The organism is Amycolatopsis sp. WQ 127309 (genome assembly GCF_023023025.1).
Taxonomy (GTDB): Bacteria; Actinomycetota; Actinomycetes; order Mycobacteriales; family Pseudonocardiaceae; genus Amycolatopsis.
On sequence record NZ_CP095481.1, the window covers coordinates 787,698 to 811,965 of the forward strand.

Below are 24,268 nucleotides of genomic sequence, written 5' to 3' on the forward strand. Positions count from 1 at the left end.
CTATTTCCCTTTCTTCGGTCCGTACAGCACGTCGAACGTGCCGCGGAAAACCAGGTCGGCGAGCTCGCCGTCGCCGGCCGCGGCGGCCAGCTTGGCGAGTTCGCCCTCGTGATCGCCCCACGGTTCGTCGGAGGCGAAGAGCACACGATCGTGGCCGAGGCCCCGGCGTGAGATCTCCTCGACGAGCCAGCGCGGCGTGAAGCCGATCGCCCAGGACAGGTCGGTGTAGACCTGTTTCCCGGCGGCGATCCAGTCGAAGAAGCGGCCGCCAACGAGCTTGATGTGCCCGCTCATTCCGCCGCCGAAGTGGACGAGGTGCAGCTTGACGTCGCCGGCGTAAGCGTCGACGAGCTTGCCGACCTCGTCGATGTCCGACGCCGCACCCGGCGAGGTGTGGACGTGCACGACGAGGTCGTGTTCCCTCGCGGTGGCGAAGATCTTGTCGAGCTGCAGCTTGCACGTGGGGTCGGATGCCTTGCCGCCCAGCAGGAAGCTGAGCTTCAACGCTCGCACGCCGTCCTCGCCGGCCAGCTTCAACGCGTCGTCGGTCCGGACGGCGTCTTCGGCTCGCGGCGACACCCACAGCGCGGCGCTGATCCGGTCGTCCTTGCCCGCCGCCTCGACGCAAAGCTCGTTGAAGGAGAACGCGATCGCCGGGTCCGGGACGCCGTAGTTCGGGATCACCAGCGCGCGTTCGGTACCTTCACGGTCGAGGTCGGACAGCAGTTCGCCGATCGTCGCGCGACTGCCGATCGCGGGAGCGACCGGCGGCCCGCCGTAGAACGGGAACGCCGGCAGTACGCCCAGGTGGCGATGGGCGTCGTTGGTCCAGCGCTTCATGCGACCGTCCTCGGTGCGACCCAGTCGTCGTCGGCCGGGTACGTGCTGACCGGCGTGCCCGACAGCCAGCGGACGTCGCCGCGGCCGCCTCCGGTGATCCGCCGGGCCAGGTACTCGGCGTCGGCGGCGACACCGCAGAACCGGCCGGAACCCCAGGTGTGCTGCCAGGGCAGGCCGAGGAAGTACAGGCCGGGGCAGCTGGTGACGCCGCGGTGGTGCGTCGGGTAGCCCTTGCCGTCGAAGACCGGGACGTCGATCCAGCGGTGGTCGCGGCCGAAGCCGGTGCTCCAGACGACCGCGGAAAGCGCTTCCGCGTCGAGGGATTTCCGGCTGCCCTGTGGCTCCCAGACCGGCTTGTAGCGGTCCTCCCTCGGCGCAGCTACCCCGCGCTTCGCGATGTAGGCGTCGATGGAGTCCTTGATGCCCTCGGAGACGGCGTCCGCCGCGTCGAGGTTGCGGCGCAGGTCGTCGGCGAACGTCAGCTGTCCATTTCGGATGCTGCTGAGACGACCGTAGAGCCGCATGCCCTGGGCGGCGAACGCGCGGAGGTCGATGTCGTGGCCGCCGTCGCGTCCGGTGACGTAGTGGTTGGCGCGGAACCGGACGGCGTCCGCGTCGGCGAACTCGTCGATTCCCCGGGCGTAGTAGCCCATTTCGTCAAGCCAGGCCACGACGTCCCGGCCGCGGTAGCGGCGGGCGACGCGCGGCGCGGACCCGACGGCGAGGTGCACGCGGCGTCCGGCGAGGTGCAGGTCTTCGGCGATCTGGCAGCCGGACTGCCCGGTGCCGACGACCAGGACGTCGCCGTCGGGCAGCTGGGCCGGGTTGCGGTACTCGGCCGAGTGCAACTGGACGACGTGCTCCGGCAACCGCTCGGCCAGCCGCGGCTTCAACGGCACCTGGTACGGGCCAGTGGCCAGCACGACGTGGTCGGCGGTCAGCTCGCCGGCCGACGTCGTCAGCCGGAACCCGCCGCCGGGCAGCGGCCGCAGCCGCTTCGCTTCGACGCCCTCGCGCAGCGGGACGTCGAAGGCCTTCACGTACGACTCGAGGTAGGTGACGATCTCGTCCCGGACCATGAAACCGTCCGGATCATCACCCGGGTAGGGGAAACCGGGCAGCCGGCACTGCCAATTCGGCGTGACCAGGCAGAAACTGTCCCAGCGGCGGGTCCTCCATTCGTGCCCCGCGCGCTCGCGTTCGAGCACGAGGTGCCCGACTCCGGCGGAGGTCAGGCAGTGGGACATCGAGAGTCCCGCCTGGCCGCCGCCGACCACGATCACCGGCCGGTGCAGGCCGTCGAGCTCGAAGTTCATGCCGATCAGTGCAACGGCGAACCATTTCCGGACGGTTTCATCCGGAACATCGGCGCGTTACCAGAACGCCGTTGAGTAACGCTTCGCCCCGCGCCCGGTTAACACTCGGGCGGCCGCGATGCGTTGCAGCACAGGGAATCGTGGTAGTCGACCGGCTGTTGGCGCGGATCAGCTCCCGCAACGGCTGGGTCGCGTCTCCGGCCTGCGGATGGCGGCGGCGCGAGGTTCCGACAAGCGACCGCGGCGCGAACCAGCGACCGGTCGCCATGCTGCGCCACCGAGCTTCGGCAGCGCCGCGAAGTTCCGGCGAGCCGATGATCGCGGCGCGGACCAGCGGCCGTACCGCGTCACCGGTCGTCAGGCAGCGGCGGCACCGCAAGGCTCCGACGACCGCGGGGCGGGTCAGCGACCGGGGCGGCCGTGCCCGTGCTGCCACGAGCTGATCGCCGAGCTCACCATGTCGCGCCACTGGTCCTCGGGCGGTGGCGGCGTCGACGACGTCGCCACCGGGTTCGCGGGCTTACGTCCGGCGACGGGCCGGCTCGTCGTCTTGACGGGGGTGTCCTGCAGCCCGGCGGTGAGCGGCGGCGGTTCGGCCGAGGCGCTGAACGTCGCGACGGCCTCGCTGGAGGTCGCGGGCGGCGGTGGCGCGGCGGCCCCCGGCGGCGGCACAGCCGTCCCGCCGACCTCGTGCGGCTGGAACAGCACCACGGCGGCCAGCCCGAGCGCGACGGCCGCGACCGCCCCGATGACGAACGGCTGCGTACGTCGCGGCCGGTCGTCCGGCGGGGCGTCGAGCGGACGGTCGTCAGCGACGTCTTCGGCCGCCAGTTCGGCGTCGAGGATCGCCAGCGGGTCGGGTCTGGGCTCTTCGGGTTCGGCGGCAAGCTCCTCGGCGAGCTTCGCGTCGAGTTCACCGCGGATCATCAGCGGCTTCGTCTGCGAGAGGTTCACCAGTTCGGCGACCGAGGGGAGTTCGCCCTCACCGCCCGTGCGTGCCATCGAAGGACCTCCACCTGCCGGCGTCACCTGGCCGCGTACGGGGGTCACCCTACTGGGCGACTACAGGGTGGAGTCCACCGTGTGCCGTCAGCTCCACCAGTGCGCGTCACCGACGCTGGTGAAGCCCAGGGAGTCGTAGAGCGGCTTGCCCGCCCGAGCGGCGGTCAACGTCACGGGCAGGCCGTCGAACTGCCGCAGCACGGCGTGCATCAGCGTCCGCCCGATGCCCTTCGAGCGGTGCTCCGGCATCGTCGTCACCCAGTACGCGCCGCCGACGCCGCCGTGGGCCATGGTCAGGCAGGCACCCGCGTCGCCGAGGGTGAAGAAGACCGGACCGTCCTGCTCCAGCAGCGACGGCGGGAAGACGTCGTCGGCCCGGTAGTGCTCCAGCGGGAAGCCGTCCACGACGATGCGCCCGGCCCGGACCAGGTCGCCGCCGGTCTCGACACGGCGGACACCGGCGGGCTCGGGCGCGGGCGCCGGTTCGCGCACCATCACCGGCAGGGAGCGCGCGGTCATCCCGATGGTCGTGAGGTCGAGCGTGCCGAAGGGATCCTCGACCATCAGGGCGCGGCCGCCGTCCTGGTAGGTCTTCGCGGTCGGCGCCGGGTCTTCCCCGGGATCCGGGGTGGTCAGCATGATCCGCACGCCGGCCGGGCCGTCGATCGCCACGAAGCCGTCGTGCTCCCGGACGTCGTGGCCACGAGCCCGGCCGAGGATGGTCCACATCGCGACGGCGTTGTCGCAGGCCTGCTGCAGACGCTTGGTCATGCCGGGCAGCCTAAGACGGGATTGGCCCAGCCCACAGAGCCAATTCGAGGTTCTCGGACCGGGCCACTGCCGACCGGCGCCGAAGCAGACAGAACAGATCCACCTGACTACGTCGGGCGAAACGACCGTCAGCCGGCGCCGAGACAGACGAAGGGGCGGCGGAACGGGTCGACCGCGATCGCGTCGGCCAGGGCCAGCGCGGGACTGTCGCGGACCGCGAGGGCCCGGTAGTAGTCGTCCATCGCGGCGGCCGAGGCGAGGTCGCCGACGCGGGACAGGGGCGCGATCACCGTCCGCGAGCCGCTCGCCAGCAGGGCGCTGGCGAACCCGAGGGCCTCGTCGCCCGGCCGGATGCGGTTGAGCGCGAGCTCGCAGGCGGCGAACACGACCTGCCGCGGCGGCTGCCGCAATCCGGCCATCTCGTGCCCGAACAGCGCGCCGTCGGCGAGCTCGAGGCGCGAGAAGAGCGCGTTCTCCGGCTCGTGCGCGCCGTGGGCGGCGAAGTGGGCCAGCTTGGCGCCGTCCATCGCGCGCAGCACGGACTTCACGGTCGCCTTGGCGCCGGTCATCGTCGTCGCGGTGCGGTAGTGCGTGGTCAGCTTCTCGAGTTCACCGCGCGCGCCGGCCAGCCCCGGCCCGCGGACGAGCACGATCTTGCGGGCGCGAGACAGCTTCGTCCGCTCGGCGGCGAGCCACGCGGTCGCGGACGGCGCGACGACGGTCGGCCGGCCCCGCAGCCCCGGCAGCACGCCCCACGGCACGGCGTACAGCGGCCCGGTGGGAACGATGACGAGCTCACGGTCGCCGAACAGCTTCTCCAGGGGCTGGATCAGCTGCGCGTCGAGCTTGTCGGCCTGCTTGCGCGCCGACACCATGACGACCTCGGCCAGCCGCTCGGGCAGGTTGTCCGGCGCGAGCGCGTCGAGGTCGACGTTCAGCACGCGCGCGGACTCGGCGGCGTCCCCGGCCGACCCGAGCCGCACCAGCCGGCACTCACCCCCGGCGACGACCACCGCGACCAGCTCGTCCCCGGAGGCGGCGAAGCTGACCAAGGCCCGCTCGCCGAGCTGCCCGACGACTTCGCCCAACCCGGCCACCGGCCGCGGCCGGCCCCAGCGCCCGGTGTGCCAGCCGAGCCGCTGGGCTTCCCGCAGGCGTTCGTTGTACTTGGCGCGCAGGCCCGCGATCGGGTGCCCGTCGTGCTGGGCCTCCTGGATGGCCTGCCCGAGACCCCGCACCTCGGCCACCCGCGCGGCCAGCTCGGGATCGGTCCCGGCGGAGAGCGGTTCGTAGCGGTAGGTCTGCGCACGGGTCCGCTCCAGCCAGACGAAGAGCCGCCGGGCGTCATTGCGCTCCAGCACCAGCTTCACGGCGAGGTCGGCGAGCTCTTGACCGTGCAACGCGGTCCCGGACACGAGGTCCAGCCCACCCATCCGATCCCGGACGGCGTCGAGCTCGGTCAGCCCGGACCGGATCTCGGTGAGCGCCTTGGCCCGGCTCCCCTGAGCAACGGCCAGCTCGGCCCGGCAGAGCCGCCGAAGCATCCGGTAGTCGATCGGAGTCAGCTGCCCGGGCCGCGGCACTTTCTGCAGCGTCTCGGCGGCCCGCTTGAGGTTCCCCCGCCGGATGTCGAGCCGGACAGCGAGCATCCGAGCGGTAGCGGCCTGGTCGACCAGCTGCGGTTGCGACATTTTCTCGGCGGTGTTGATCGCCCGCGTGGGCAACGCCGAAGGCACGGTGTCCTCGCGCAACGCCTGGCGCGTGTCCGCGTGCAACCCGACGATCGTCGCGTTGGCCGTGCACGTCCGGCACCCCGCACGCTGCATGCCACGCCGCGCCGAAGCCGCCATCTGCCGGGCGAGTTCGAGTTCGTCGTTGAGCAGAGCGGCCGATGCCCGGTGGATCTCCGCGAACGCCAGTTCGCGAGTGATCACCTGCTCATTCCGCATCAGCTCGAGGACTTCGTCGAGGTGCCCGGAGGCCTCTTCGGCCAGCCCGGCGGACAAGAGCGCTTCCGCCTGTTCGAGCTGCAGGAGAGCCGGGATCTCTCGGCCCAGGCCGCGGTAGGTGCGTTCACTCTCCTCGTACAGCCGCAGGGCTTCGGGAACGTCCCCGGTGCGCTGGGCCAAGCCCCCCAGAGTCCGCCGGACGTCCGCGGCGACCGTGCCCAGCTCGTACTTCTCGGCCAGCTCGATCGACCGGGTCAGGTCCTCGCGGGCCTGCCCGACGTTGCCCAGCTTCGTGTGCGACCAGCCACGCGTGGAGAGCGTCTGGACGAACGCGCCCATGCGGGCCTCGGGGTTCGGACCCTTCTCCAACCGGTACTCGTGGTGCTCGATCGACTGGTCGAAGTACTTGATGCTCTCTTCGTAGCGCCCGACGGTCATGAGCTTCACGGCGTAGTTGTGGTTGAGAGAGCCGTTGAGCTCGGCTCGAAGCACCAAGTCCGACACGGTGCTGACGAGCAGCCGAACATCGTCCAGTCCGGCCAGCCCCGCCGGCACGTCCCCGGTGATCTCGGTCGACATCGCCGCCAAGGTGCTGGCCAGCCGGATCCGGGTGACCAGCCAGTCGGTGTGGTGCTCGTCGTGCACCGGGTAGATGGAGTCGAGCATGCCCATTCCCCGACGCAGCAACCTGACACCCTCGCGGTAGCGACCCACGCAAGACGCGTCAGTGGCGGCCTTCTGAAGGGTGCGGACCCTCTCGATGACGTCGGACGGGTCCAGGTTTGTCACAGGCACTCTCCTATGACAGCACAGCTGGTAACAGAATGAAGCCCGCCTACCGGTCGAAGATCGGCAGGCGGGCGGTTACAGCTCGGTGAAGCTCAGCGCGCGACCTGGTAGCAGGGCGACCCGCAGTTCGGCGTCATGACCGGTCCGTCACTCTTCGGGTGATCGTGACCGAGGTGCACCCAGCCGTGCTCGTCGGCTTCCGGGTGCGGGACCACCGGGCCGGCCTTTTCGACCGGCTCCGGGGTTTCTTCGGGCTTGGTGTCCGTGGGCGTCGACATGGTCGATCTCCTCTCCCCTGGGGATCTTCATAGGGACGCTGACCGGTGACGGTGAGTCCCTCGCTGCGGGGCCCTCTTCCCCGCGAACGGACCAATAGTTGCACAACGGAGCAGTGATCGGGAGGCCTTTCACTACGGAAAGTCAGTCCGATCGGCGTGAACTGGGCAGACGCGCGCGCCAAACCGTCCTAACGAGTGAACCCTGTAACGGCTTTGACCAGCGCGTGCATCGCCACTGAGTGGACTAGGGCGGTCGGGGCCATGCGGGTCGACGCGTGCCACCGGTCACGGAGTGCGACTGAGCGTGCGCTCAGGTGGTCTAGTGCGTCGTTGGTTGGCCGCGGCTGGTCGACGCCTCGGTGCGCCGACTGCGAGCGCGGCAGGCGCGGCAGGCGCGGCAGGCGCGGCAGGCGCGGCAGGCGCGGCAGGCGATGGTGTCGAGTGACGGCAGCGCGAGAAGGGTGGGCGCGCGCCCGAGCCGCGGGCCGCGGCTCGGGCGCGGGACTTGTGGATCTCTGCGGCGGCCGCAGCGGTCTGCCCGGCGTGCGGCCGCCGCGCGCGAGCTGGGCAAGCACGTCTGGGCCGACGGCGGCGTCCGCCACCCGCGCGATGTCGCGCTGGCGCTGGCCGGGCCAGGCCGCGGGGCATGTGGGCACGACACCGCCGCTGGTGGCGGTGCACGCGAGCGAACCTACTCAGCCACTGACGTTCCCTCGGCATGCAGGCTGTCGGCTGCATGGCGGGAGGCCTTGCCGATCGCGGGACCACGGGATGGTCGGCTGCGGACGCCTACGGGGCTCGATTGGCATACCCCGCAGGCGTCGGTGGGCGTAGCGGAGACTTCTTTGTTGCTAGGCGATCCGGTGCTCCCGGCCGTGCTTCGGAGTCTGGGCCTTCGTGGTCCGGGCTTGGCGGCCGAGAGCGTCGGTAGCGTCTGTGGGTCAAGCGCGCTTTGCTATCACCGATGTGTGGACCGCTTGGATCAGGCGGGTGTTCTCCGGGGCCGCGCCGCCCGGGAAGGCGAACCTGCGGCGGTTGTAGCCGTACGCCAAGCCTGTTCGGGGGTCTGCGAACGCCTGGGAGCCCGCCGCTCCGCTGTGGCCGAATGCTCCCTGGCCCAGGACCGGGTAGTCGTACGAGACGACCGAGAAGCCCAAGCCGAAAGCGTTGGGGCCTCGTGTCGACAGGTCGTCGCCGATCGAGTGGATCTGGGCTACGTCCGCTGCCGTTTCCGGGGTCAGGAGGGGTTCGGGGCCGCTGATTGCCGCCGCGTACATTCCCGCCAGGCCTCGTGCCGATGCCACTCCGCCCACCGAGGCCGGGCTCAGTTGGCGGACCTGCTCGAGGTTCGGGAGGTCCCACAGTTCGGGGGCCTCCGGGTGGTTGCGGTTGAACGCGATCGCCGTGAGGCTGTCCGGCCCCGTCGCGTTCGCCTCGAGTGCGGCCAACTGCTCCGGGGTCGGCAGCATCGGCTGCGTAGTCAGGAAACGCGGCTCCAGATCCTCGGGCAGGCCCAGGTAGAAGTCCAGGTCGTACGGCTTGCGCACGCGCTCTTCGTAGTGCTCCTGGATGCTGCGGCCGGTCACCCGCCGGACGACCTCGCCGGTCAGGGCGCCGATCACCAGGGCGTGGTAGCCGAACGCCGTCCCCGGGCGCCAGTAGGGCTTCTGCGGCGCGAGACGCTCGGCGATGATCCGGTCGTCGGCGATCTCCTCGGCGGTGAACCCGTGGTCCGCGCCGACGACGCCGGCGCGGTGCGCCAGGAGGTCCCGCAGCGTGATCGCGGCCTTGCCCGCGGCGCCGAACTCCGGCCAGTAGTGGCTGACGCGCTCGTCGAGGTCCAGCACGCCGTCCTGCACCAGCAGCGCGACCACCAGGTGCGCGGCGCCCTTGGTGGAGGAGAACACGCCGGTCAGCGAGTCGGCCGTGATCTCCGGGCCGGTCCACAGGTCGACGACGCGTTCGCCGGCGACGTGCGCGACGAGCTGGGCGGCATAGTCGCCGCCTTCGTCGGTCGCGACGGCGGCGAATTCGTCGCGGACGGACTCGTACCCGTCGGCGACGGTTCCCTGGATGTGCTCGGACGACATGGCGGCTCCCTCAGTGATCACGACGCCTGCGCCAGGGTGCAAGGCGGGGCCTCACCGGGGTATTCCGGGCAACACGACGCGCGGAGGCGCCAGTCCCGTCATGCGGAAACCTCACGACAAGACCGAGCCCACGGAAACCATGTCACGCGGCCTCGCGATCACGGCCGTCGCGATCGGCGCGTCCGGCCTGACGCCGGCAGTGGCGGCCTGGGTGATCGTCCGGCCGCCAGCCGTGGCCACATGGACGTACTCCTGGGTCGCGCTGGCGTTCGTGCTGGTGCTCGCTGTGGTTCGCGTTGCTGCCGATTAACGTGCCGGCACTGGTCTTCGGCAGGTGCACCGGCGCGCGGTCGCGTTTTCCGGCGCCGCGTGTTCGCGACATCATCGTGGCGCAACGTCGGGACGCCGACGGTAGATCGACCGCCCGGGCGGGTAGCCACCAGGCATGAAGCTGACTTCGACCGTGCTCGGCGCTCGGGATCCACGCGCGCTGGCCGACTTCTACGCGACCCTGCTCGGCTGGTCGATCAAGACCGACGAGCCGGAGTGGGTGACGCTCCGCCCCGCCGACGACGGGCCCGGCCTGTCGTTCCAGCTGGAGCCCGACCACGTGCCGCCGGAATGGCCGCAGGCGAAAGGCGCCCAGCAGATGCAGCTGCACCTCGACATCGAGGTCGACGACCTCGACGCTGCGGGCGCGGTCGCCATCGCCGCGGGCGCCGGGCTCTCGGCGTTCCAGCCGCAGGAGAAGGTCCGCGTCTACTTCGATCCGGCCGGGCATCCGTTCTGCCTCTGGACGCGTGAATGAGGTGACACCCTGCGTTCGAACGGTCACAGGATCCGCTATGTTCGCTGGAGGTACCGGTTCCCGGCGAACGGAGTGAGTCCAGTGGGGGTGCACCGGATCTGGCACCACGGACTGGTCCCCGTCGAGGGGAAACGCCCCTTGGACGCGTTGCGCAGCAGGCTCATCAGCCGGCAACGGCAGCACGACGACTACACCGTCACCGATCTCGGCTCGTCCGACGACGGCGGGTCGCGCCGGTGCGACCTGAAGTTCGCGTGGCTCGGCCACGAAGGCCGCTACTCCGTTCAGGTATTGCTTTCGCTCTGCTACCGCGCCGGCGAGGACCGCGTGGCGTGGTTGCTGGCGGCGGCGTGCACGCGGCCGTGGCGCAGTTGCCACGAAGCGCCGGCGCAGCGGATCGGCTTGGAGGAGCTGGGCGCCAGCGGCAGCGACGAGATCCCGATCGACGGGCCGGTGCTCTCGATGCACGGCTGGTCCCGCGAGGAGTGCGACCGCGTCGCGGATCTGCTCGCCGAGGCGCTGGTGGCGCCGTGGCGGACGTCGGCGGTGCTGGTGCTCACCGAACCGCCGGCGGCGCCGGTCGAGGGCTGGCCGGGGCTGGTGAACGTGTTCGACGTCGACGACCGCTTCCGCCGCACCCTCAACAGCCACCTGCCGCTCGGCTGCGCGGTGCCGCTGGGCGCGCGGCTGTTCGTCCCGCCGTGCGACGAGCTGCCGGACTTCGTGGAAGCGACCCTCCCGATGGCGGACCAGGCGCTCGAGGACGCCATGACGCGGTTCATCCAGACGCGGGGCCGGACGCCGCTGCCCGAGGAGTGGGCGGATGTGCCGAGCGTGCGGGCCTGGTACGCGGCGGACCCGTTCGCGGCGCCGGAGCGGGAACCCGACACCGGGGTGACCGAGAAGCTGGACCGCGCCGAGCGCGAGCTGGCGGAGGCGCGCGGCGTGATCACCATCTTGCGTAAGAAGGCCAAGACCGGCGCGGAAGAACGGGATCGCGCGACCCGTGAGGTGAAGGCGCTCCGCACCCGCATCGAGGAGCTGTCGGCGACCGACATCGCCTGTCTGCAGGAGCAGCTCGCGCAGCTTCAGGAGGCGCTGGACGACTACACGCGCGCCTTCGACGAGGTGGAGGCCGAACGCGACGAGCTCAGACGGGCTAACGGGTTGCTGGCCGGCACGCTGACCCGCTACCACGACGCGGGCACCGAGGTCGCCGACGCCGAGCTTCCACCGGACGACTTCCCGAGCTTCGCCGACCTCATCGGCGCGGCCGCGGCGACGCTCGAGCACCTGGAGATCACGGCCGAAGCCGCGCCGACGGCGATCCTCGACCACCACCCGAAAGCCGCGGCGTGGCGCCGGAAGGCGTGGGACGCGCTCCGCACGCTCGACGCGTACGCGCGGGCTCGCCGGTCGCTGCTCGACGCCGGCCTGGACCCGGGACCCGAGCTGTCGGACGTGCTCGCGTTCGCCCGCACCGGCCAGCCGGGCTCGCTGATCAGCGCCAACATCATCGCACTGGCCGAGTCGGACACCGTGACGACCAACGAGCGGCTCCGGCAGGCGCGGACGTTCCGCGTCGACCCGCGGACGAACCCGGCGGGGCGCGACTACTTCGGCGCCCACATCGCGCTGGAGCGCTTCAAGTCGCCGGCGCCGCGGCTGCACTTCCTCGACGACACCGATCGCACGGGCACGGTGTACGTCGGGTACCTGGGCGCCCACCTGCCAACATCGAAGACCAACTGAGCGAGAATCGCGGGCATGACGGACCACAAGCACCTCGCGTACTGCTGGATCGCCCGCGGTGACGAGGTGCTGTTTCTCCGCCGCGCGCCCGGCGTCTTCCTCGCCGGGCGCTGGGAACTGCCGGGCGGGACGGCCGAACCGGGCGAACCTTTCGAGGCCACAGCGGTGCGCGAAGCGGCGGAGGAAACCGGGCTGACGGTGCGGATCACCGGGGAACGCGGCCGCGATTCCTGGCCGGACATCACGGGACGGCCGCTGCAGATCCACGCGATCTTCTACACGGCCGAGGAAACGGGCGCGGGCGAAGTGGCGCTCAATCCCGGAGAACACGATGACTTCGCGTGGCTTACGCCAGCGGCAGCACGCGCTTTGGAGCTGCCGGAGCACTTTCGCCGACTGCTGTCTTCGTAGCCGGCCCCGGCCGGGCGGGCGGATCGTTCTGGTCACGCCATCGACGTTACCCGAACACACGTGCGAAGATCATCGCTGAATCGGGTGATGTGTGGCGTCGGGCTTCGGCGTGAGATTTCGTTGTGGTGCAAGGTAAATCGCGCGATGATGATGGGCGCTGCCCCCGGTCTCCATGCTACCGGAGGGGACCGACAAAACTGCGGCGCAGTGGGCGGGCGAGCAAAGCGGGGCGAGCGGGGCCGGGGTGAGCGGAGGCCGGGCGATCAGAGTCAGGTAAGCGGCGCCAGGCAAGCAAGTCATGCGAGTGGGGTCGAGCGAGTGCGGCCAGGCAAGCAAGCCACGCGGATGCAAGCCACGCGACCGAGGCTGGACCGGTGAAGCCGGGCAAGCGGGGCCGAGCCAGCGGGGCCACGCGAGTCAGGCTGGGCGAGTGGGGTCGAGCGACTAGGGCCACGCGAGTGGGGCTGGACAAGGGGACCGGGCGAGCAGGGCCAGGCAAGGCGAGCAGGGCCAGGCAAGGCGAGTGGGGCTGGGCGAAAGAGGACGCAAGGCGCGAGCGTGCGTCGGCGTTTGCCGGTAGGTGGCGGGCGTCGTTGCGGGCCACCTGGCCGTCGGCGTGGCTCCTCAGGAGGCGATGGCCTCGTTGATCGCCAGTAGCTCCTGTGCGGTGCGGGTGGCGGTGAACTCGATGACGTCGTAGCGGGCCAGGCGCTGGACCACGAACGGGTCGCTGGCGAGGACCGCGTCGAGTTTGCCGCGTAGTACCGGGCGGGTGAGGATCACGTGGTCGGCCGCTCCGGTTCCCTTTCCGGAAACGAGGAAAATTCCTCTCGTGAATTGGGTGCGCAACCAGTCCGAATGGTCCGGGAGCGCGTAGTCTACTTCTGTCTCGGGCGCTGTGTAGGTCAGCAGTGCGATGTACATGATTCAAGAGTAGAACTCCCCCGGCCACCCCGCATCCGCCTGCCGAGTGGCGCCGGACACCGTATTCGGCAATATTCCGGTCAAGAATTCCGGTAATTCTTTACGGCGGCTTTCTGAATCCACCGTACGTAGATCGGCGTACGACAGGGAGTCGACGCCGGGCCGACGCGGGGCGCCCCCGTGGCGCGCGAGACTCGGGGGCATGAACGCACTGACCCGGATCCGGCGCGACGTCTGGCAGCACGGCCGGCGCGCCGAGCGGATCGCCTACTTCGTCGGCGCGGTCCTCTTCGTGAGCGGCCTCGTGCACGCGATCGTGCTCCTCGCCACCGGCGGCTCGTGGCTGGGGCCGCTGTCGATGCGCAAGGCCGTCACCTTCGGGCTGTCGTTCGGCCTGACGCTGGCCTCGGTGGCCTGGGCGACGTCGTTCCTCACCGTCCGGCCGCGGTGGCGGTCGATACTGCTGGGCGCGTTCAGCGTCGCCAGCGTCGTCGAGGTCGCCCTGGTCAGCATGCAGTCCTGGCGTGGTGTGCCGTCGCACTTCGACTTCGAGACGCCGTTCGACAACGTCGTGTCGATGACCCTCGCCGCGGGTGGCGGGGTGCTGATCCTGACCGTCATCGGCTTCACCGCGGCCGCGCTCGTGGAACCCGGGCCGGACGCGCCGAGCCTGCGTCTCGCCGTCCGGGCCGGGCTGCTCGTGCTGGTGGTCGCGCTGGCCACCGGGGCCGTGATGATCGCCCGCGGCGTGGTGGAAGCCCGTGGCGGCGATCCGCAGCTGGCCTACACGACCGCCGGTTCGCTCAAGCCGCTGCACGCGGTCGCGATGCACGCGATCCTCGTGCTGCCCGGGCTGGCCTGGCTGCTCACCTTCACCCGCTGGCCCGAGGCCCACCGGCTGCGTGTCGTCAAGATCGCGGTCGCAGCCGACGCCGTGCTCACCGCCGTGATCGGCGTCGAGTCCTTCACCGGCGTCTCGCCGTTCGCCGCGCCGCTGCCGGTGCTCGCGTTGTCCGTCCTGGCGGCGGCCGCGCTGGCCGGCACCGGGCTTTACGCGCTGAGCGGCGTTGAACCGGGTATCCGATTCGTACGTATCTCCGATGGGAAGGCAAGGGGCCGGTAAAGCGGCGGACGGAGACCACGTGCGGCACGGCATGACCACGAACGGCCTTTTCCAGCAGAGTCAGGCCCACAGCCCGTCGTTCTTCTCCGTCATGCGGGCGATGGGCCAGCACGGCGACGACCTCGCGGACTTCTGCATCCCCTGCAACCCGTACTTCCCGACCGACGGGATGTTCGGCGAGCTGGAACGGAACCTCCGCACGATCCTCAAGTTCTACCCGAGCGACGCGGGTGCGATCACCGCGCAGCTGGCGCACGTGCTCCGCCTCAACCCCTCGACGATCTCGCTGGCCAACGGCTCGACCGAGCTGATCACCTGGATCGACCACCTGCTGGTGGACGCCAGCATCGCGGTGCCGATCCCGACGTTCGGCCGCTGGACCGACCAGCCGCTGGAAACCGGCAAGCGCGTCGACATGTTCCTGCTGAAGGAAGCGAACGGCTTCGAGCTGCGCGTCGACGAGTACATCGAGTTCATCAAGCGCCGCGGCTCGCGGGTCGCGGTGCTGTGCAACCCGAACAACCCCGACGGCGGCTACCTGTCACGTCGCGAGGTCATCCGGTTCATGGATGCCCTGGAAGACCTCGACCTCGTGGTGATCGACGAGTCGTTCATCGACTTCGTCGAGGCCGAGATGAACCCGTCGGTGGCCGCCGAGGCCGTCGTGCGGCCGAACGTCATCGTGCTGAAGAGCCTCGGGAAGAACTTCGGGCTGCACGGGATCCGCTTCGGTTACCAGGTGTCGAACCCGGCGCTGACGCGCAAGCTGTCGGCCGCGCTGCCGAAGTGGAACCTGAACTCGCTGGCCGAGACCGTCATCTTCATGCTCGCCGAGCACCGCGCGGAGTACGAGGACAGCCTCAAGCGGCTCGCGCTCGACCGGTTCATGATGAACTCGCAGCTGAGCCAGTTCCCGGAGCTGACGGTCTACCCGTCGCAGGCGAACTTCCTGCTCGTCAAGCTGCCCGGCTCGGTCGACGGCGCCGAATTGTGCGACTACCTGCTGACCGAACACCACCTGCTGGTGCGCCAGTGCGGCAACAAGATCGGCATGACCAGCCAGTTCATGCGCTTCGGGGTGCGGCCGGACACCGAGGTCGAGCGGCTGGTCGAGGGACTGCGCGGGGTCGAGCGGCTCGGCGGCGGCCGCCACACGCCGCCGATCGAGCTCGTCTCGCACTCCCGCGAGCCGGAACGGTCGATCAGCTGACCACGTGGTCGATGGCCGACTTCCAAGCGAACCTCCGGCCGTTCGCCGAACTCGACCGCGCGGGCCGCACGCGCAGGCTGCGCCGGCTCGCCGAAGCGGCGTTGACCGACTACGACGTCCCGGTGGCGCGGCTGACGCCGTTGGCGCGCGGGCGCAACACGACGTTCCGGGTCGACGGCGCGGACGGCCGCCGCTACGTGCTGCGCGTGGAGCGGCCGGACGGCCCGAGCGTCACGCAGGTGCGGGCCGAGGTGGCCTGGCTCGCGGCGCTGTGCCGGGAAACGGACCTGGTGGTGCCGCGGCCGGTGCCGACGCGGCACCGGGAGCCGGCCACCGTCGTCGCCGATCCGGCCGTGCCCGAGCCGCGCACCTGCGTGCTGCGCCACTGGGTCGAGGGCCGGTTCCTCGACGAGCGGCTCAACGCGTCGCAGCTGTACCGGCTGGGCGAGGTCACCGCGCGGCTGCAGCGCCACGGCGCCCGGATGAACGGCCTCGACCGCGGCCGCGTCGACGACCTCAGCGCGTTCGGCCGGGCGCAGGTGGACGGCTTCTCGGCGACCGTCGTCGCGCGGGCGGTCGCGCTGGCCGGCGAGGACGTCCGCGCCGCGCTGGAGCGGGTGCGGGCGGTGCGGGCCGCGCTCGGGTTCGGCGCCGACGTGTTCGGCCTGGTCCACGGCGGCCTGCACCAGGAGAACTACCTGGTGCACCGCGGCCGGGTCGCGGTGGTCGGCTTCGACGGCTGCGGGTACGGGCACTACGCCTACGACCTGGCCGTGACGGTCGAGGCGTTCGCGCACCTGCCGCACCGCGCGGAGCTGCGGGAGGCGCTGCTGGACGGGTACCGATCGGTGCGCCCGGCCACGTTCGCGACCGACCCGGCCGTGCTCGACGCGTTCATCGGCCTGCGCCGGGTCCAGCTGCGGCTGCGCGCGCTCGACGGGACGGCCTGACGTTACAGATCGCCGCTACACTTGCTACATGGCCGGACGATCGAGCAACGCCACCAGCACCCGCGACCGCCTCCTGCTGGCCGCCGGGCAGCTCCTGCACGAGGCGGACGGCGGCGCGGTGTCGACGCGCGCGATCTGCGAACGCGCCGGCGTCCAGGCCCCGACGCTGTACCACCACTTCGGCAGCAAGCAGGGCCTGCTCGACGCCGTCGTGAACTACGGCTTCACCCAGTACGTCCAGGCGCCCGAAACCGGCGGCGACCCGGTGGCGCGGATCCGCGAGGGCTGGGACAGGCACGTCGCGTACGGCCTGGAGAACCCCGCGTTCTACGTGCTGCTCTACGGCCAGATCGAGCCCGGCGTGCCGTGCAACCTCACCAGTAGCGCCGAGGCGATGCTGCTCGAGCTGTTCACCCCGCTCGCCCGCGCCGGGCGGCTGCGCGTCGAGGCGACCGAGGCCGCGCGGCAGTTCGCGGCGGCGAACAGCGGAGTGACGCTCAGCCTGATCGCCCAGCCCGAAGGCGCCCGCGACCTGGCGATGTCCACGCAGGTCCGGGACGCCGTGCTGGCCGGGCTGCTCACCGACGGCCCGGCCGCGGGGTCGTCGACGAGCGCGCTCGCGGTCGCTTTGTCGACCGCGCTCGCGGACGACGTCGACGAGCTGACGACCACCGAGCGGCAGCTGCTGCGGGAGTGGCTGCACCGCCTCGCGAGCTGACGTTACATTTGCTACATTGAGCCGTATGGCGAATGTAGTGAACGAGTTCGGCGTGTTCCTGGCCCCGCACCGCGACGACGAGACGCGCAAGGCGCACGCCGTCGCGGCCGACAAGCTCGGCTACGGCACGGTCTGGTTCGGCACCGGCAGCGCATCGGTCGGCGACCTCGCGTTCGTCGAGGACGTCCTGGCCGCGACCGAGCGGATCACCGTGGCGACGGCGATCGTGAACATGTGGGCCGACGAGCCGGAGGTCCTGGCCGAGTCGTACCACCGGCTGGCGGGCCGGTACGGAAAGCGCTTGCTCCTGGGCGTCGGCGTCGGGCACCCCGAGTCGGTCGCGGAATATCAGAGCCCGTACGACAAGATCGTCGGTTACCTCGACCGGCTGGACGCGGCCGGTGTGCCCGTCGAGGCCAGGATTCTCGCGGCGCTCGGCGACCGCGTGCTGAAGCTGGCCGCCGAGCGCACCGCCGGCGCGGTCCCCTACCTCGTGCCGGTCGCGCACACGCGACACGCGCGATCGGTGCTGGGCCCGGGCAAACTCCTGACGCCGGAACAGAAAGTGGTCGTCGACGAGGACCCGGTGGCGGCGCGCGCGATCGGCCGGCCGTTCGTCCGCGAGCCGTACCTCGGGTTGCGCAACTACGTGAACAACCTGCGGCGCCACGGGTACACCGAGGCGGACGTCGCCGATGGCGGCAGTGACCGCCTGATCGACGACCTCGTGCTGCACGGCACACCCGAGAGCATCGCGAAGCGCCTGCGGTCCCATGTGGACGCCGGAGCCGACCACGTGGCCGTCCAGGTGCTCGGCCCCACGCCGGACGTGGAGGCCGAGCACCACCGGATCCTCGCCGGCCTGCTGCTCTGATCAGCCCGGCGCCGGGGCCAGCGCGTTCAACGCCGTGACGATCACGCTTTCCTCGTAGGTGAAGTGAGTGTCCAAAAGAGACGCCAGCCGGTCGAACTCCGCGTGCAGCCGGGCAGGGTCGGACTCCTCGTCGACGAGCCGCTGGATCTGGTCCTGCAGCTGTGCGACGACGACGTGTTCCTCGCCGAGCTTCGTCAACGCGGGGGCGAGCGCGGGGAACTGCGCTGCCAGCATCGGGAAGATCGCCGTGTCCTCGCCCGTGTGGTGGCGGGTGAGGGCCGAGCAGAAACCGAGACAGCGCTTGCCGAAGCTCAGCGGTTCGCCGGAATCCAGCTGGGCACGCAGGTCCCGCAGTTCGGTGCGCAGCCAGTCGTGCACCTCGACGATCCAGTCGCCCATGCGCCGGACGCGGTCGAGGCGGTCGAGGCGGTGCAACACGAGCACCGGCAGCACCCGGGTGGTGCGGGCCTGGTAGTCCCCGAAGCCCGGCTGCTGCTCGACGACCTTGGCGAACAGGGCGTCACGGTCGGGGGCGATCGCGGCCATCGCCTCGAACGTCTCGGTGCCGGTTTCCACGGTCACCAAAGGGTTCTTGCGGATATTGTGATACCAGGCGGGGTGCTTCGGCAACCCCATCGCCGAGGCGACGACGACCAGCCGGCCGTCGATGTGCAGGGCTCCCAAGGTGACGCGGTGTTTCCGGCCGGTGCGGGCACCGGTCGTGGTGAGCTGGATCAAACTCGCGTGGTCCTTCCGATGTGGAGTGATCGGAGGCGTGAGAGGGCACGACGGAGGCACACTTGTCCCACAGCAGGGAAAAGACGAGAGACACCGACGTGTCGATCTCAGGGGGCTGAGTAGCCACTACCTCCGTGCGTAGGCCCATCCGGGGCGCACTCCCACGGTAGCACGGAATCAGCGCGCGTCGTCAGCGGCTTCCTTCGCCGCGATGGAGGCTTCGTCGGCCTGGTCGAAGGCTTCCTTGGCCGTCTCGAACTCGGCCGTCGCGCGCTCGGCGCGTTCCTCGGCTTCCACCAGGCGGGCCCGCAGGTCTTCGACGCGGGCCGTGGCCTGCTCGGCCGCGCGCTCGGTGCGGACGAGGTCGCGCTCGGCCACCGCACGTTCCTTCGCCAGCTCGGCGGCTTCCTTGCGCAGGCGCTCGCGTTCGGCGCGGACGCGCTCCCGCTCGGCCCGCTCCTCGTCCTCGCGCTTGGCGTCCTTTTCGGCCCGCTCGGCCTTTTCGGTCCGCTTGGCCTTCGCGGGTTCGGCCTTTTCCACCAGCTTCGCCGGGCGCTTGCCGGTCGACGGCGGCGCGGTCGCGGCGAGCGTGAACCACTGGTCGGTGTCCTGGTGCGCCACCGACGTCAGGCACCCGGCCAAGGCGAGCGCGGCGGTGTCCGGGTCGGCCGCGACGGCTTCGAGCGTCGCCTCGACCTCCCGCGCGACGGTGTCGCTCATCTTGGCCAGGCCGTGCAGGATCCGCCGCACCAGCTCGCCGCGGCGGCGGGCCAGCGCGCGCAGGTCGTCGCCGGCCAGGCGGGTGTGCGCGTCCCGCAGCTCGTCGCCGAGCTCGGCCAGCTCACGCAGCTCGTCCGGGTCGTCGCGGGCCAGCCGGTTGACGATCGCCGCGGCCGTGGTCGGCTTCCGCAGCTCCTTGATCTTCGCCGCCAGGTCGGTGTCGCCCTCGGCCTTCGCCGTCTTCGCCGCCGCGTTGCGCGCGCTGACGAACTCCGCGAGGTCACCCCCGTAGAGCTCACCGGCCACCGTCTTCAGGTCCATCCCACCCAGCCAACCACATCGGACTGGTGCGAGCACCCGCGAACAGTCATCCAACCGGCAAGACGGGATGCAGCACCCAGTACGCCATTCGGATGAATCAACGCACCCACCGATCCACACTCGTCACACCAGCACTCAGGTGAACGACTCTTCATCGACCTCGCCGACTGAGCAAAGATGCGGATCTCGATATGGCCAACAAAAAGCGGCACAACTCCGCCAAGAAGCCAGCTACCACCGCTACTGGTGAAAAGGCCGGAAGTGGCGCGAAGAAATGGATCCTCGGAGTCGTCGCCACCGTGCTCGGCGCACTGCTCGTAGCCTGGATGTCACCACTACCGGGCGTGATCAAGGAAAAGTTCTTCCCTGGTGACGCCATCGATCTGGCCGTCGCGGAAAACCTCGGCTCTTGCACCTCTTTCGGCCCGACGACGAAGAAGATCGAAGACGTACAGGCACCTCCTACCGACACTGCCGCTGACAGCGACGAAAAGTACGCCAGCTGGGCACACGCCAACAACCTTGCGACTCTCGATCAGAACAAGGTCATGGTCAACATCACCGGCCGTGATGACAAGCCGGTCACGATCACTGGGATCCGCTTCGTCGTCACCGACAGAAAACCCGCGCTCACCAGCCAGATCATGAGCAACGAATGCGGAAGCAGCACCGAAGGAAAGTTTGCGGTGGTCGACCTCGATCAGAACCCGCCCAAGATCACCCAGTCCACATCCGTTCCACGCACGTGGGGCGATGACGAGTGGCGAACGACGCCTTTGACCTTCCCATACAAGGTCACTGCCCAAGACACCGAACCGCTCCTTTTGATCGCTGAAACCAAGCAGTGTGAGTGTCAGTGGAAGGCCTACATCTCTTGGGCTGTCGGAGACAGAACCGGGACTTCGGAAGTCGGTTACAAGGGGCAGCCCTTCCATACGTCGGCAAGCTCGAACATGCACGAGTACGTCAGGTACAACTCAGAGACGGCACGCTGGGCGACGTGTTGCTAGAGCCCACGCCGGAGTCGCACATCCCACCCAGCCAACCACATCGGACTGGTGCGAGCACCCGCGAACAGTCATCATCGGGTCAGGGGCGACGAAGGGACGGCGCGTGTTCTTCGATCTGGGTGTCCGGGACTTCCTCGACCGCGCCGAGGCGGTGTACCCGGACCGCGTCGCGGTGGTCGACGAGCCGGACCAGCCCGCGCCGAGCTGGGGTTCGCTCACCTACCGCGAGGTCGCGCGGCGAGCCCGCGCGCAGGCCGCCCACCTCGACGCGCTGGGTGTGCCGGTCGGCGGGCGCGTCGCGGTGGTGTCGCACAACGCCGCCCGCCTGCTCGTGTCGTTCTTCGGCGTCTCGGCCTGGGGCCGGGTGCTGGTGCCGGTGAACTTCCGGCTCGCGCCGGCCGAGGTGAGCTACATCGTGGAGCACTCCGGCGCGGAGGTGCTGATCGTCGACCCCGAGCTGGAACACCTGCTCGGCACGGTCACCGCGAAGCACGTCTTCGTGCTGGGCCGCGACGACGACGCGATCTGGGGCGGCGACGGCGAACCGCGGCCGTGGGCGGGTGACGAGTCGGCCACCGCGACGATCAACTACACGTCCGGCACCACGGCGCGGCCGAAGGGCGTGCAGCTGACCCAGCGCAACATCTGGCTCAACGCGGCCGTCTTCGGGCTGCACACGACGTTGACCGACAACGACGTCCTGCTGCACACGCTGCCGATGTTCCACTGCAACGGCTGGGGCATGCCGTACGCGGTGACCGGGCTCGGCGGGCGGCACATCGTGCTGCGCAAGGTCGACGGCACCGAGATCCTGCGGCGCGTCGAGGAGCACGGCGTCACGATCCTGTGCGCCGCGCCCGCGGTGGTCAGCGCGGCGCTCGACGGCGCCGCGAGCTGGGACGGCGAGATCCCGGGCCGCGACCGCGTCCGGATCGTCGTGGCCGGCGCGCCCCCGCCGACCCGGACGATCGAGCGGGTGCGGGCTGAGCTGGGCTGGGAGTTCATCCAGATCTACGGCCTCACCGAGACGGCGCCGCTGCTGACGGTCAACCGGATGCGCAGCGAGTGGGCCGACCTGGACCCGCACGAGCAGGCCCGGCTGCTGGGCCGCGCCGGCACGCCCGCGCTGGGCGTCCGGATCGCCGTCGACACCGACGGTGAGGTGCTCGCGCAGTCGAACCACAACCTCGACGGCTACTGGGAGAACCCCGACGAGACCGCGCGGGTGCAGGAGGGCAACTGGTTCCACACCGGTGACGGCGGTTCGTTCGAAGACGGCTACCTCACCATCGCGGACCGCAAGAAGGACGTGATCATCTCGGGCGGCGAGAACGTGTCGTCGATCGAGGTGGAGGACGCGCTCAGCTCGCACCCGGCCGTGCGGGAGGCCGCGGTGATCGGCATCCCGGACGAGAAGTGGGGCGAGCTGGTGACGGCGTTGGTGGTGACGGGTTCGGACGTGTCCGCCGAGGAGCTGATCAAGCACTGCCGCGAGTACCTGGCGGGGTACAAGTGCCCGAAGCGGGTGGAGTTCCTGGACGAGCTGCCGCGGACGGCGACGGGGAAGATCCAGAAGTTCAAACTGCGGGAGCCGTTCTGGCAGGGCCAGGCCCGAGGGGTGAATTGAGGTTCTTCTTCGACGCGGGTTCGGGCGCGGTGCTCTGGGCCGGCGTCGGCCCGGCGGACGTGGACCGGCTGCCGATCAGCGCCGGGTTGCGCGCGGAGCTGGACAGCCTCGTGGAGCAGTACGACGAGTCGCTGAACTGGGACTACCCACCGGATCCGGGCCCGTGGCGGGAGGCGCGGTGCCGGCGTTTCAACGCCGACGTCCGCGCGGCGCTGGCCCGGCTGCGCCGTGAACTCGGGGAGGACGTCGAGGACGGGTTCACCGAGCTGCACGAGGATCCGCACCTGGACCACTATCTGGCCGACCCCAAGGGTTTCAAGCGCTAGCGGACCAGGCGGAAGAACGTCCGCACCTCGTTGACGAACAGCTCCGGCTGCTCGAACGCCGCGAAGTGCCCGCCCCGGTCCAGCTCGTTCCAGTGCCGGATGTCCGTGTACCTCCGCGCCGCCCACCGGCGTGACGGGCGCGGCATCTCCGCGGGGAAGATCGAACAGCCCGTCGGGACGTCGACCGTGTCGTCGGTGGCCTCGCTGAACCACTTCTGGACCTTGGCGATGCTCTCCCAGTACAGCCGCGCCGACGACGTCGCCGTGCCCGTCAGCCAGTAGAGCGTGATGGTGTCCAGCAGCTCGTCGCGGGTGAAGGGGAAGCCGTCGGACCAGGCGTGGAACTTCTCCAGCAGCCAGCCGCACAGGCCGGCCGGGGAGTCGGCCAGGCCGTAGCCCAGGGTCTGCGGGCGGGTCGACTGCTGGACCGAGTAGCCGTCCTCCCAGCGCCGCGCGTGCTCCAACGCCGCCAGCGCGGCTCGCTCGGCAGCGGTCAGGTCGTCGAACGTCGCCGGGTCGGGGGCGGCGATCGGCGGGTTCAGGTGGATGCCCGCCAAGTGGGCCGCGTCCCGCTGGGCCAGTGACGTCGTGATCGACGTCCCCCAGTCGCCGCCCTGGGCGCCGTAGCGGGAGTAGCCGAGGCGGGCCATCAGCTCCGCCCACGCCGCCGCGATCCGCTCGATGCCCCAGCCCGGGGCCGACGGCTTGTCGCTGAAGCCGTAACCCGGCAGCGACGGGCAGACGACGTGGAACGCGTCCGCCGGGTCCGGCGGGTCGGTCAGCGGGCCGATCACCTTGGTGAACTCGACGATCGAGCCGGGCCAGCCGTGCGTCAGCACCAGCGGCAGCGCGTCCGGGTGCGGCGAACGCACGTGCAGGAAGTGCAGGCCCAGGCCGTCGATTTCGGTGCGGTACTGCGGAAATCCGTTGAGCCGGGCCTCCGCGCGGCGCCAGTCGTAGCCGGCCGCCCAGTATTCGCAGTATTCCCGCAGCACGGCCAGCGGCGTGCCCTGGCTCCAGTCTTCGACCGGCTCCTCTTCGGGCCAGCGGGTCCGGCGCAGGCGTGCGCGCAGGTCGTCGAGGTCGGCTTCGGGGACGTCGATCCGGAACGGCGTGATCACGCCGGGACGTAGGTCAGCTGGACGACGCCGTTGCCGAAGGTGGCCGACTTCTTGAGCACCAGCGGGAATCCCGGCCCCTCTTCGGGGAACAGCCGCTTCCCACGGCCCACGACGATCGGGTACAGCAGCAGGTTCAGCTCGTCGACCAGGCCTTCTGCCAGCAGCCAGCGCACGGCCGTGGTGCTGCCGCTGGTCATGATGTCGCCACCCTCCCCGGCCTTCAACGCCCGGACGGCTTCGACGGGATCGCCGGTCAGCAACGTCGAGTTGTTCCAGCTGACCTCGGACAACGTCGACGACAGCACGTACTTGCGGACGCTGTTCATGAACTCGGCGCCCGCGTCGTCCTCGACCGTCCGCCCGGGCCACGCCTCGGCGAAGCCCTCGTAGGTGACACGGCCGAGCAGCATCGCGTCGGCCGCCGCCATCCCGCCGCCGACGGCGCGGCCGATCTCGTCGTTCCAGTAGCGCAGCGACCACTTGTCGGGTGCCTCGACCACACCGTCCAGCGAGAGGAACAGGTTCGACACGATCTTGCGCATGGCCACCCCTTCGGTCGAGTTCTCACTATGACCGAAAGGCCGCCGTCCCGCAGCGGTT

At 70.4% G+C, this 24,268-nt stretch carries 24 protein-coding genes; 12 read left to right on the forward strand and 12 right to left on the reverse strand.

The window, feature by feature from the left end:
* From MUY22_RS03055 to MUY22_RS03085, 7 genes are all read right to left on the reverse strand, one after another.
* Positions 1-840: an amidohydrolase family protein gene (locus MUY22_RS03055; RefSeq protein ID WP_247056808.1), complete on the reverse strand. Its 840-nt coding sequence runs from the start codon at positions 838-840 to the stop codon at positions 1-3.
* Positions 837-2,156, reverse strand: a complete 1,320-nt coding sequence (locus tag MUY22_RS03060; protein WP_247056809.1) for an MSMEG_0569 family flavin-dependent oxidoreductase — start codon at positions 2,154-2,156, stop codon at positions 837-839. The genes MUY22_RS03055 and MUY22_RS03060 overlap by 4 nt, the downstream gene beginning before the upstream one ends.
* A gap of 402 nt (positions 2,157-2,558) precedes the next feature.
* The gene (locus MUY22_RS03065; protein WP_247056811.1) at positions 2,559-3,158 is read right to left on the reverse strand and encodes a hypothetical protein; all 600 of its coding nucleotides are present in this window, start codon (positions 3,156-3,158) and stop codon (positions 2,559-2,561) included.
* Between the two features lie 87 nt (positions 3,159-3,245).
* Positions 3,246-3,929 (reverse strand): GNAT family N-acetyltransferase, encoded by a 684-nt coding sequence (locus MUY22_RS03070; protein ID WP_247056813.1) that lies wholly within the window; start codon positions 3,927-3,929, stop codon positions 3,246-3,248.
* Between the two features lie 128 nt (positions 3,930-4,057).
* A complete protein-coding gene (locus MUY22_RS03075) occupies positions 4,058-6,550 on the reverse strand; it encodes a CHAT domain-containing protein (protein WP_247063611.1) in 2,493 nt (830 codons plus the stop codon).
* A gap of 209 nt (positions 6,551-6,759) precedes the next feature.
* The gene (locus MUY22_RS03080; protein WP_247056815.1) at positions 6,760-6,945 is read right to left on the reverse strand and encodes a hypothetical protein; all 186 of its coding nucleotides are present in this window, start codon (positions 6,943-6,945) and stop codon (positions 6,760-6,762) included.
* A gap of 941 nt (positions 6,946-7,886) precedes the next feature.
* Positions 7,887-9,035, reverse strand: a complete 1,149-nt coding sequence (locus MUY22_RS03085; protein WP_247056817.1) for a serine hydrolase domain-containing protein — start codon at positions 9,033-9,035, stop codon at positions 7,887-7,889.
* A 100-nt stretch (positions 9,036-9,135) separates the two neighbouring features.
* Here MUY22_RS03085 and MUY22_RS03090 point away from each other — a divergent pair, with 100 nt between their 5' ends.
* The 4 genes from MUY22_RS03090 (at position 9,136) to MUY22_RS03105 (ending at position 12,006) form a co-directional block, all read left to right on the forward strand.
* A complete protein-coding gene (locus MUY22_RS03090) occupies positions 9,136-9,345 on the forward strand; it encodes a hypothetical protein (protein ID WP_247056819.1) in 210 nt (69 codons plus the stop codon).
* A gap of 135 nt (positions 9,346-9,480) precedes the next feature.
* A complete protein-coding gene (locus tag MUY22_RS03095) occupies positions 9,481-9,843 on the forward strand; it encodes a VOC family protein (RefSeq protein ID WP_247056821.1) in 363 nt (120 codons plus the stop codon).
* A gap of 81 nt (positions 9,844-9,924) precedes the next feature.
* A complete protein-coding gene (locus MUY22_RS03100) occupies positions 9,925-11,595 on the forward strand; it encodes a hypothetical protein (protein WP_247056823.1) in 1,671 nt (556 codons plus the stop codon).
* Positions 11,596-11,610: 15 nt separating this feature from the next.
* On the forward strand, positions 11,611-12,006 hold the full coding sequence (locus MUY22_RS03105; RefSeq protein WP_247056826.1) for an NUDIX domain-containing protein: 396 nt from the start codon (positions 11,611-11,613) through the stop codon (positions 12,004-12,006).
* A gap of 624 nt (positions 12,007-12,630) precedes the next feature.
* On the opposite strand, the gene MUY22_RS03110 is transcribed toward MUY22_RS03105, so the two are convergent.
* Positions 12,631-12,930 carry a YciI family protein gene (locus tag MUY22_RS03110; protein ID WP_247056828.1) on the reverse strand — a complete coding sequence of 100 codons (300 nt, stop codon included), beginning with the start codon at positions 12,928-12,930 and terminating at the stop codon, positions 12,631-12,633.
* 202 nt (positions 12,931-13,132) lie between these two features.
* Between MUY22_RS03110 and MUY22_RS03115 the strand changes: the two genes are divergently transcribed.
* Genes MUY22_RS03115 through MUY22_RS03135 form a run of 5 tightly spaced genes read left to right on the forward strand, consistent with a single transcriptional unit; the run spans position 13,133 to position 17,805 of the window.
* Complete coding sequence (locus tag MUY22_RS03115; RefSeq protein ID WP_247056830.1) at positions 13,133-14,053, forward strand: hypothetical protein; 921 nt, start codon at positions 13,133-13,135, stop codon at positions 14,051-14,053.
* A gap of 31 nt (positions 14,054-14,084) precedes the next feature.
* On the forward strand, positions 14,085-15,263 hold the full coding sequence (locus MUY22_RS03120; protein WP_247056832.1) for a histidinol-phosphate transaminase: 1,179 nt from the start codon (positions 14,085-14,087) through the stop codon (positions 15,261-15,263).
* Between the two features lie 11 nt (positions 15,264-15,274).
* Positions 15,275-16,213, forward strand: coding sequence for a phosphotransferase enzyme family protein (locus tag MUY22_RS03125; RefSeq protein WP_247056834.1), 939 nt, complete (start codon positions 15,275-15,277; stop codon positions 16,211-16,213).
* Between the two features lie 28 nt (positions 16,214-16,241).
* Entirely contained in the window at positions 16,242-16,931 is a 690-nt protein-coding gene (locus MUY22_RS03130) for a TetR/AcrR family transcriptional regulator (RefSeq protein WP_247056836.1), read from the forward strand.
* A 25-nt stretch (positions 16,932-16,956) separates the two neighbouring features.
* Positions 16,957-17,805 (forward strand): LLM class F420-dependent oxidoreductase, encoded by an 849-nt coding sequence (locus tag MUY22_RS03135; RefSeq protein WP_247056838.1) that lies wholly within the window; start codon positions 16,957-16,959, stop codon positions 17,803-17,805.
* On the opposite strand, the gene MUY22_RS03140 is transcribed toward MUY22_RS03135, so the two are convergent.
* Entirely contained in the window at positions 17,806-18,543 is a 738-nt protein-coding gene (locus MUY22_RS03140; RefSeq protein WP_247056840.1) for a nitroreductase/quinone reductase family protein, read from the reverse strand. It abuts the gene before it with no gap.
* Positions 18,544-18,720: 177 nt separating this feature from the next.
* On the reverse strand, positions 18,721-19,584 hold the full coding sequence (locus tag MUY22_RS03145; RefSeq protein WP_247056842.1) for a hypothetical protein: 864 nt from the start codon (positions 19,582-19,584) through the stop codon (positions 18,721-18,723).
* A gap of 191 nt (positions 19,585-19,775) precedes the next feature.
* On the opposite strand from MUY22_RS03145, the gene MUY22_RS03150 reads away from it, so the two are divergent.
* From MUY22_RS03150 to MUY22_RS03160, 3 genes are all read left to right on the forward strand, one after another.
* Positions 19,776-20,594: a hypothetical protein gene (locus tag MUY22_RS03150; RefSeq protein ID WP_247056845.1), complete on the forward strand. Its 819-nt coding sequence runs from the start codon at positions 19,776-19,778 to the stop codon at positions 20,592-20,594.
* Positions 20,595-20,697: 103 nt separating this feature from the next.
* Positions 20,698-22,221: an AMP-binding protein gene (locus MUY22_RS03155; protein WP_247056846.1), complete on the forward strand. Its 1,524-nt coding sequence runs from the start codon at positions 20,698-20,700 to the stop codon at positions 22,219-22,221.
* Positions 22,218-22,547: a hypothetical protein gene (locus tag MUY22_RS03160; RefSeq protein WP_247056848.1), complete on the forward strand. Its 330-nt coding sequence runs from the start codon at positions 22,218-22,220 to the stop codon at positions 22,545-22,547. The genes MUY22_RS03155 and MUY22_RS03160 overlap by 4 nt, the downstream gene beginning before the upstream one ends.
* Here MUY22_RS03160 and MUY22_RS03165 read toward each other — a convergent pair.
* Both MUY22_RS03165 and MUY22_RS03170 read right to left on the reverse strand, forming a co-directional pair.
* Positions 22,544-23,668 carry an epoxide hydrolase family protein gene (locus tag MUY22_RS03165; RefSeq protein WP_247056850.1) on the reverse strand — a complete coding sequence of 375 codons (1,125 nt, stop codon included), beginning with the start codon at positions 23,666-23,668 and terminating at the stop codon, positions 22,544-22,546. The two genes, MUY22_RS03160 and MUY22_RS03165, sit on opposite strands and share 4 nt — an antisense overlap.
* Positions 23,665-24,210, reverse strand: coding sequence for a dihydrofolate reductase family protein (locus tag MUY22_RS03170; RefSeq protein WP_247056852.1), 546 nt, complete (start codon positions 24,208-24,210; stop codon positions 23,665-23,667). The genes MUY22_RS03165 and MUY22_RS03170 overlap by 4 nt, the downstream gene beginning before the upstream one ends.
* Positions 24,211-24,268: the final 58 nt, after the last annotated feature.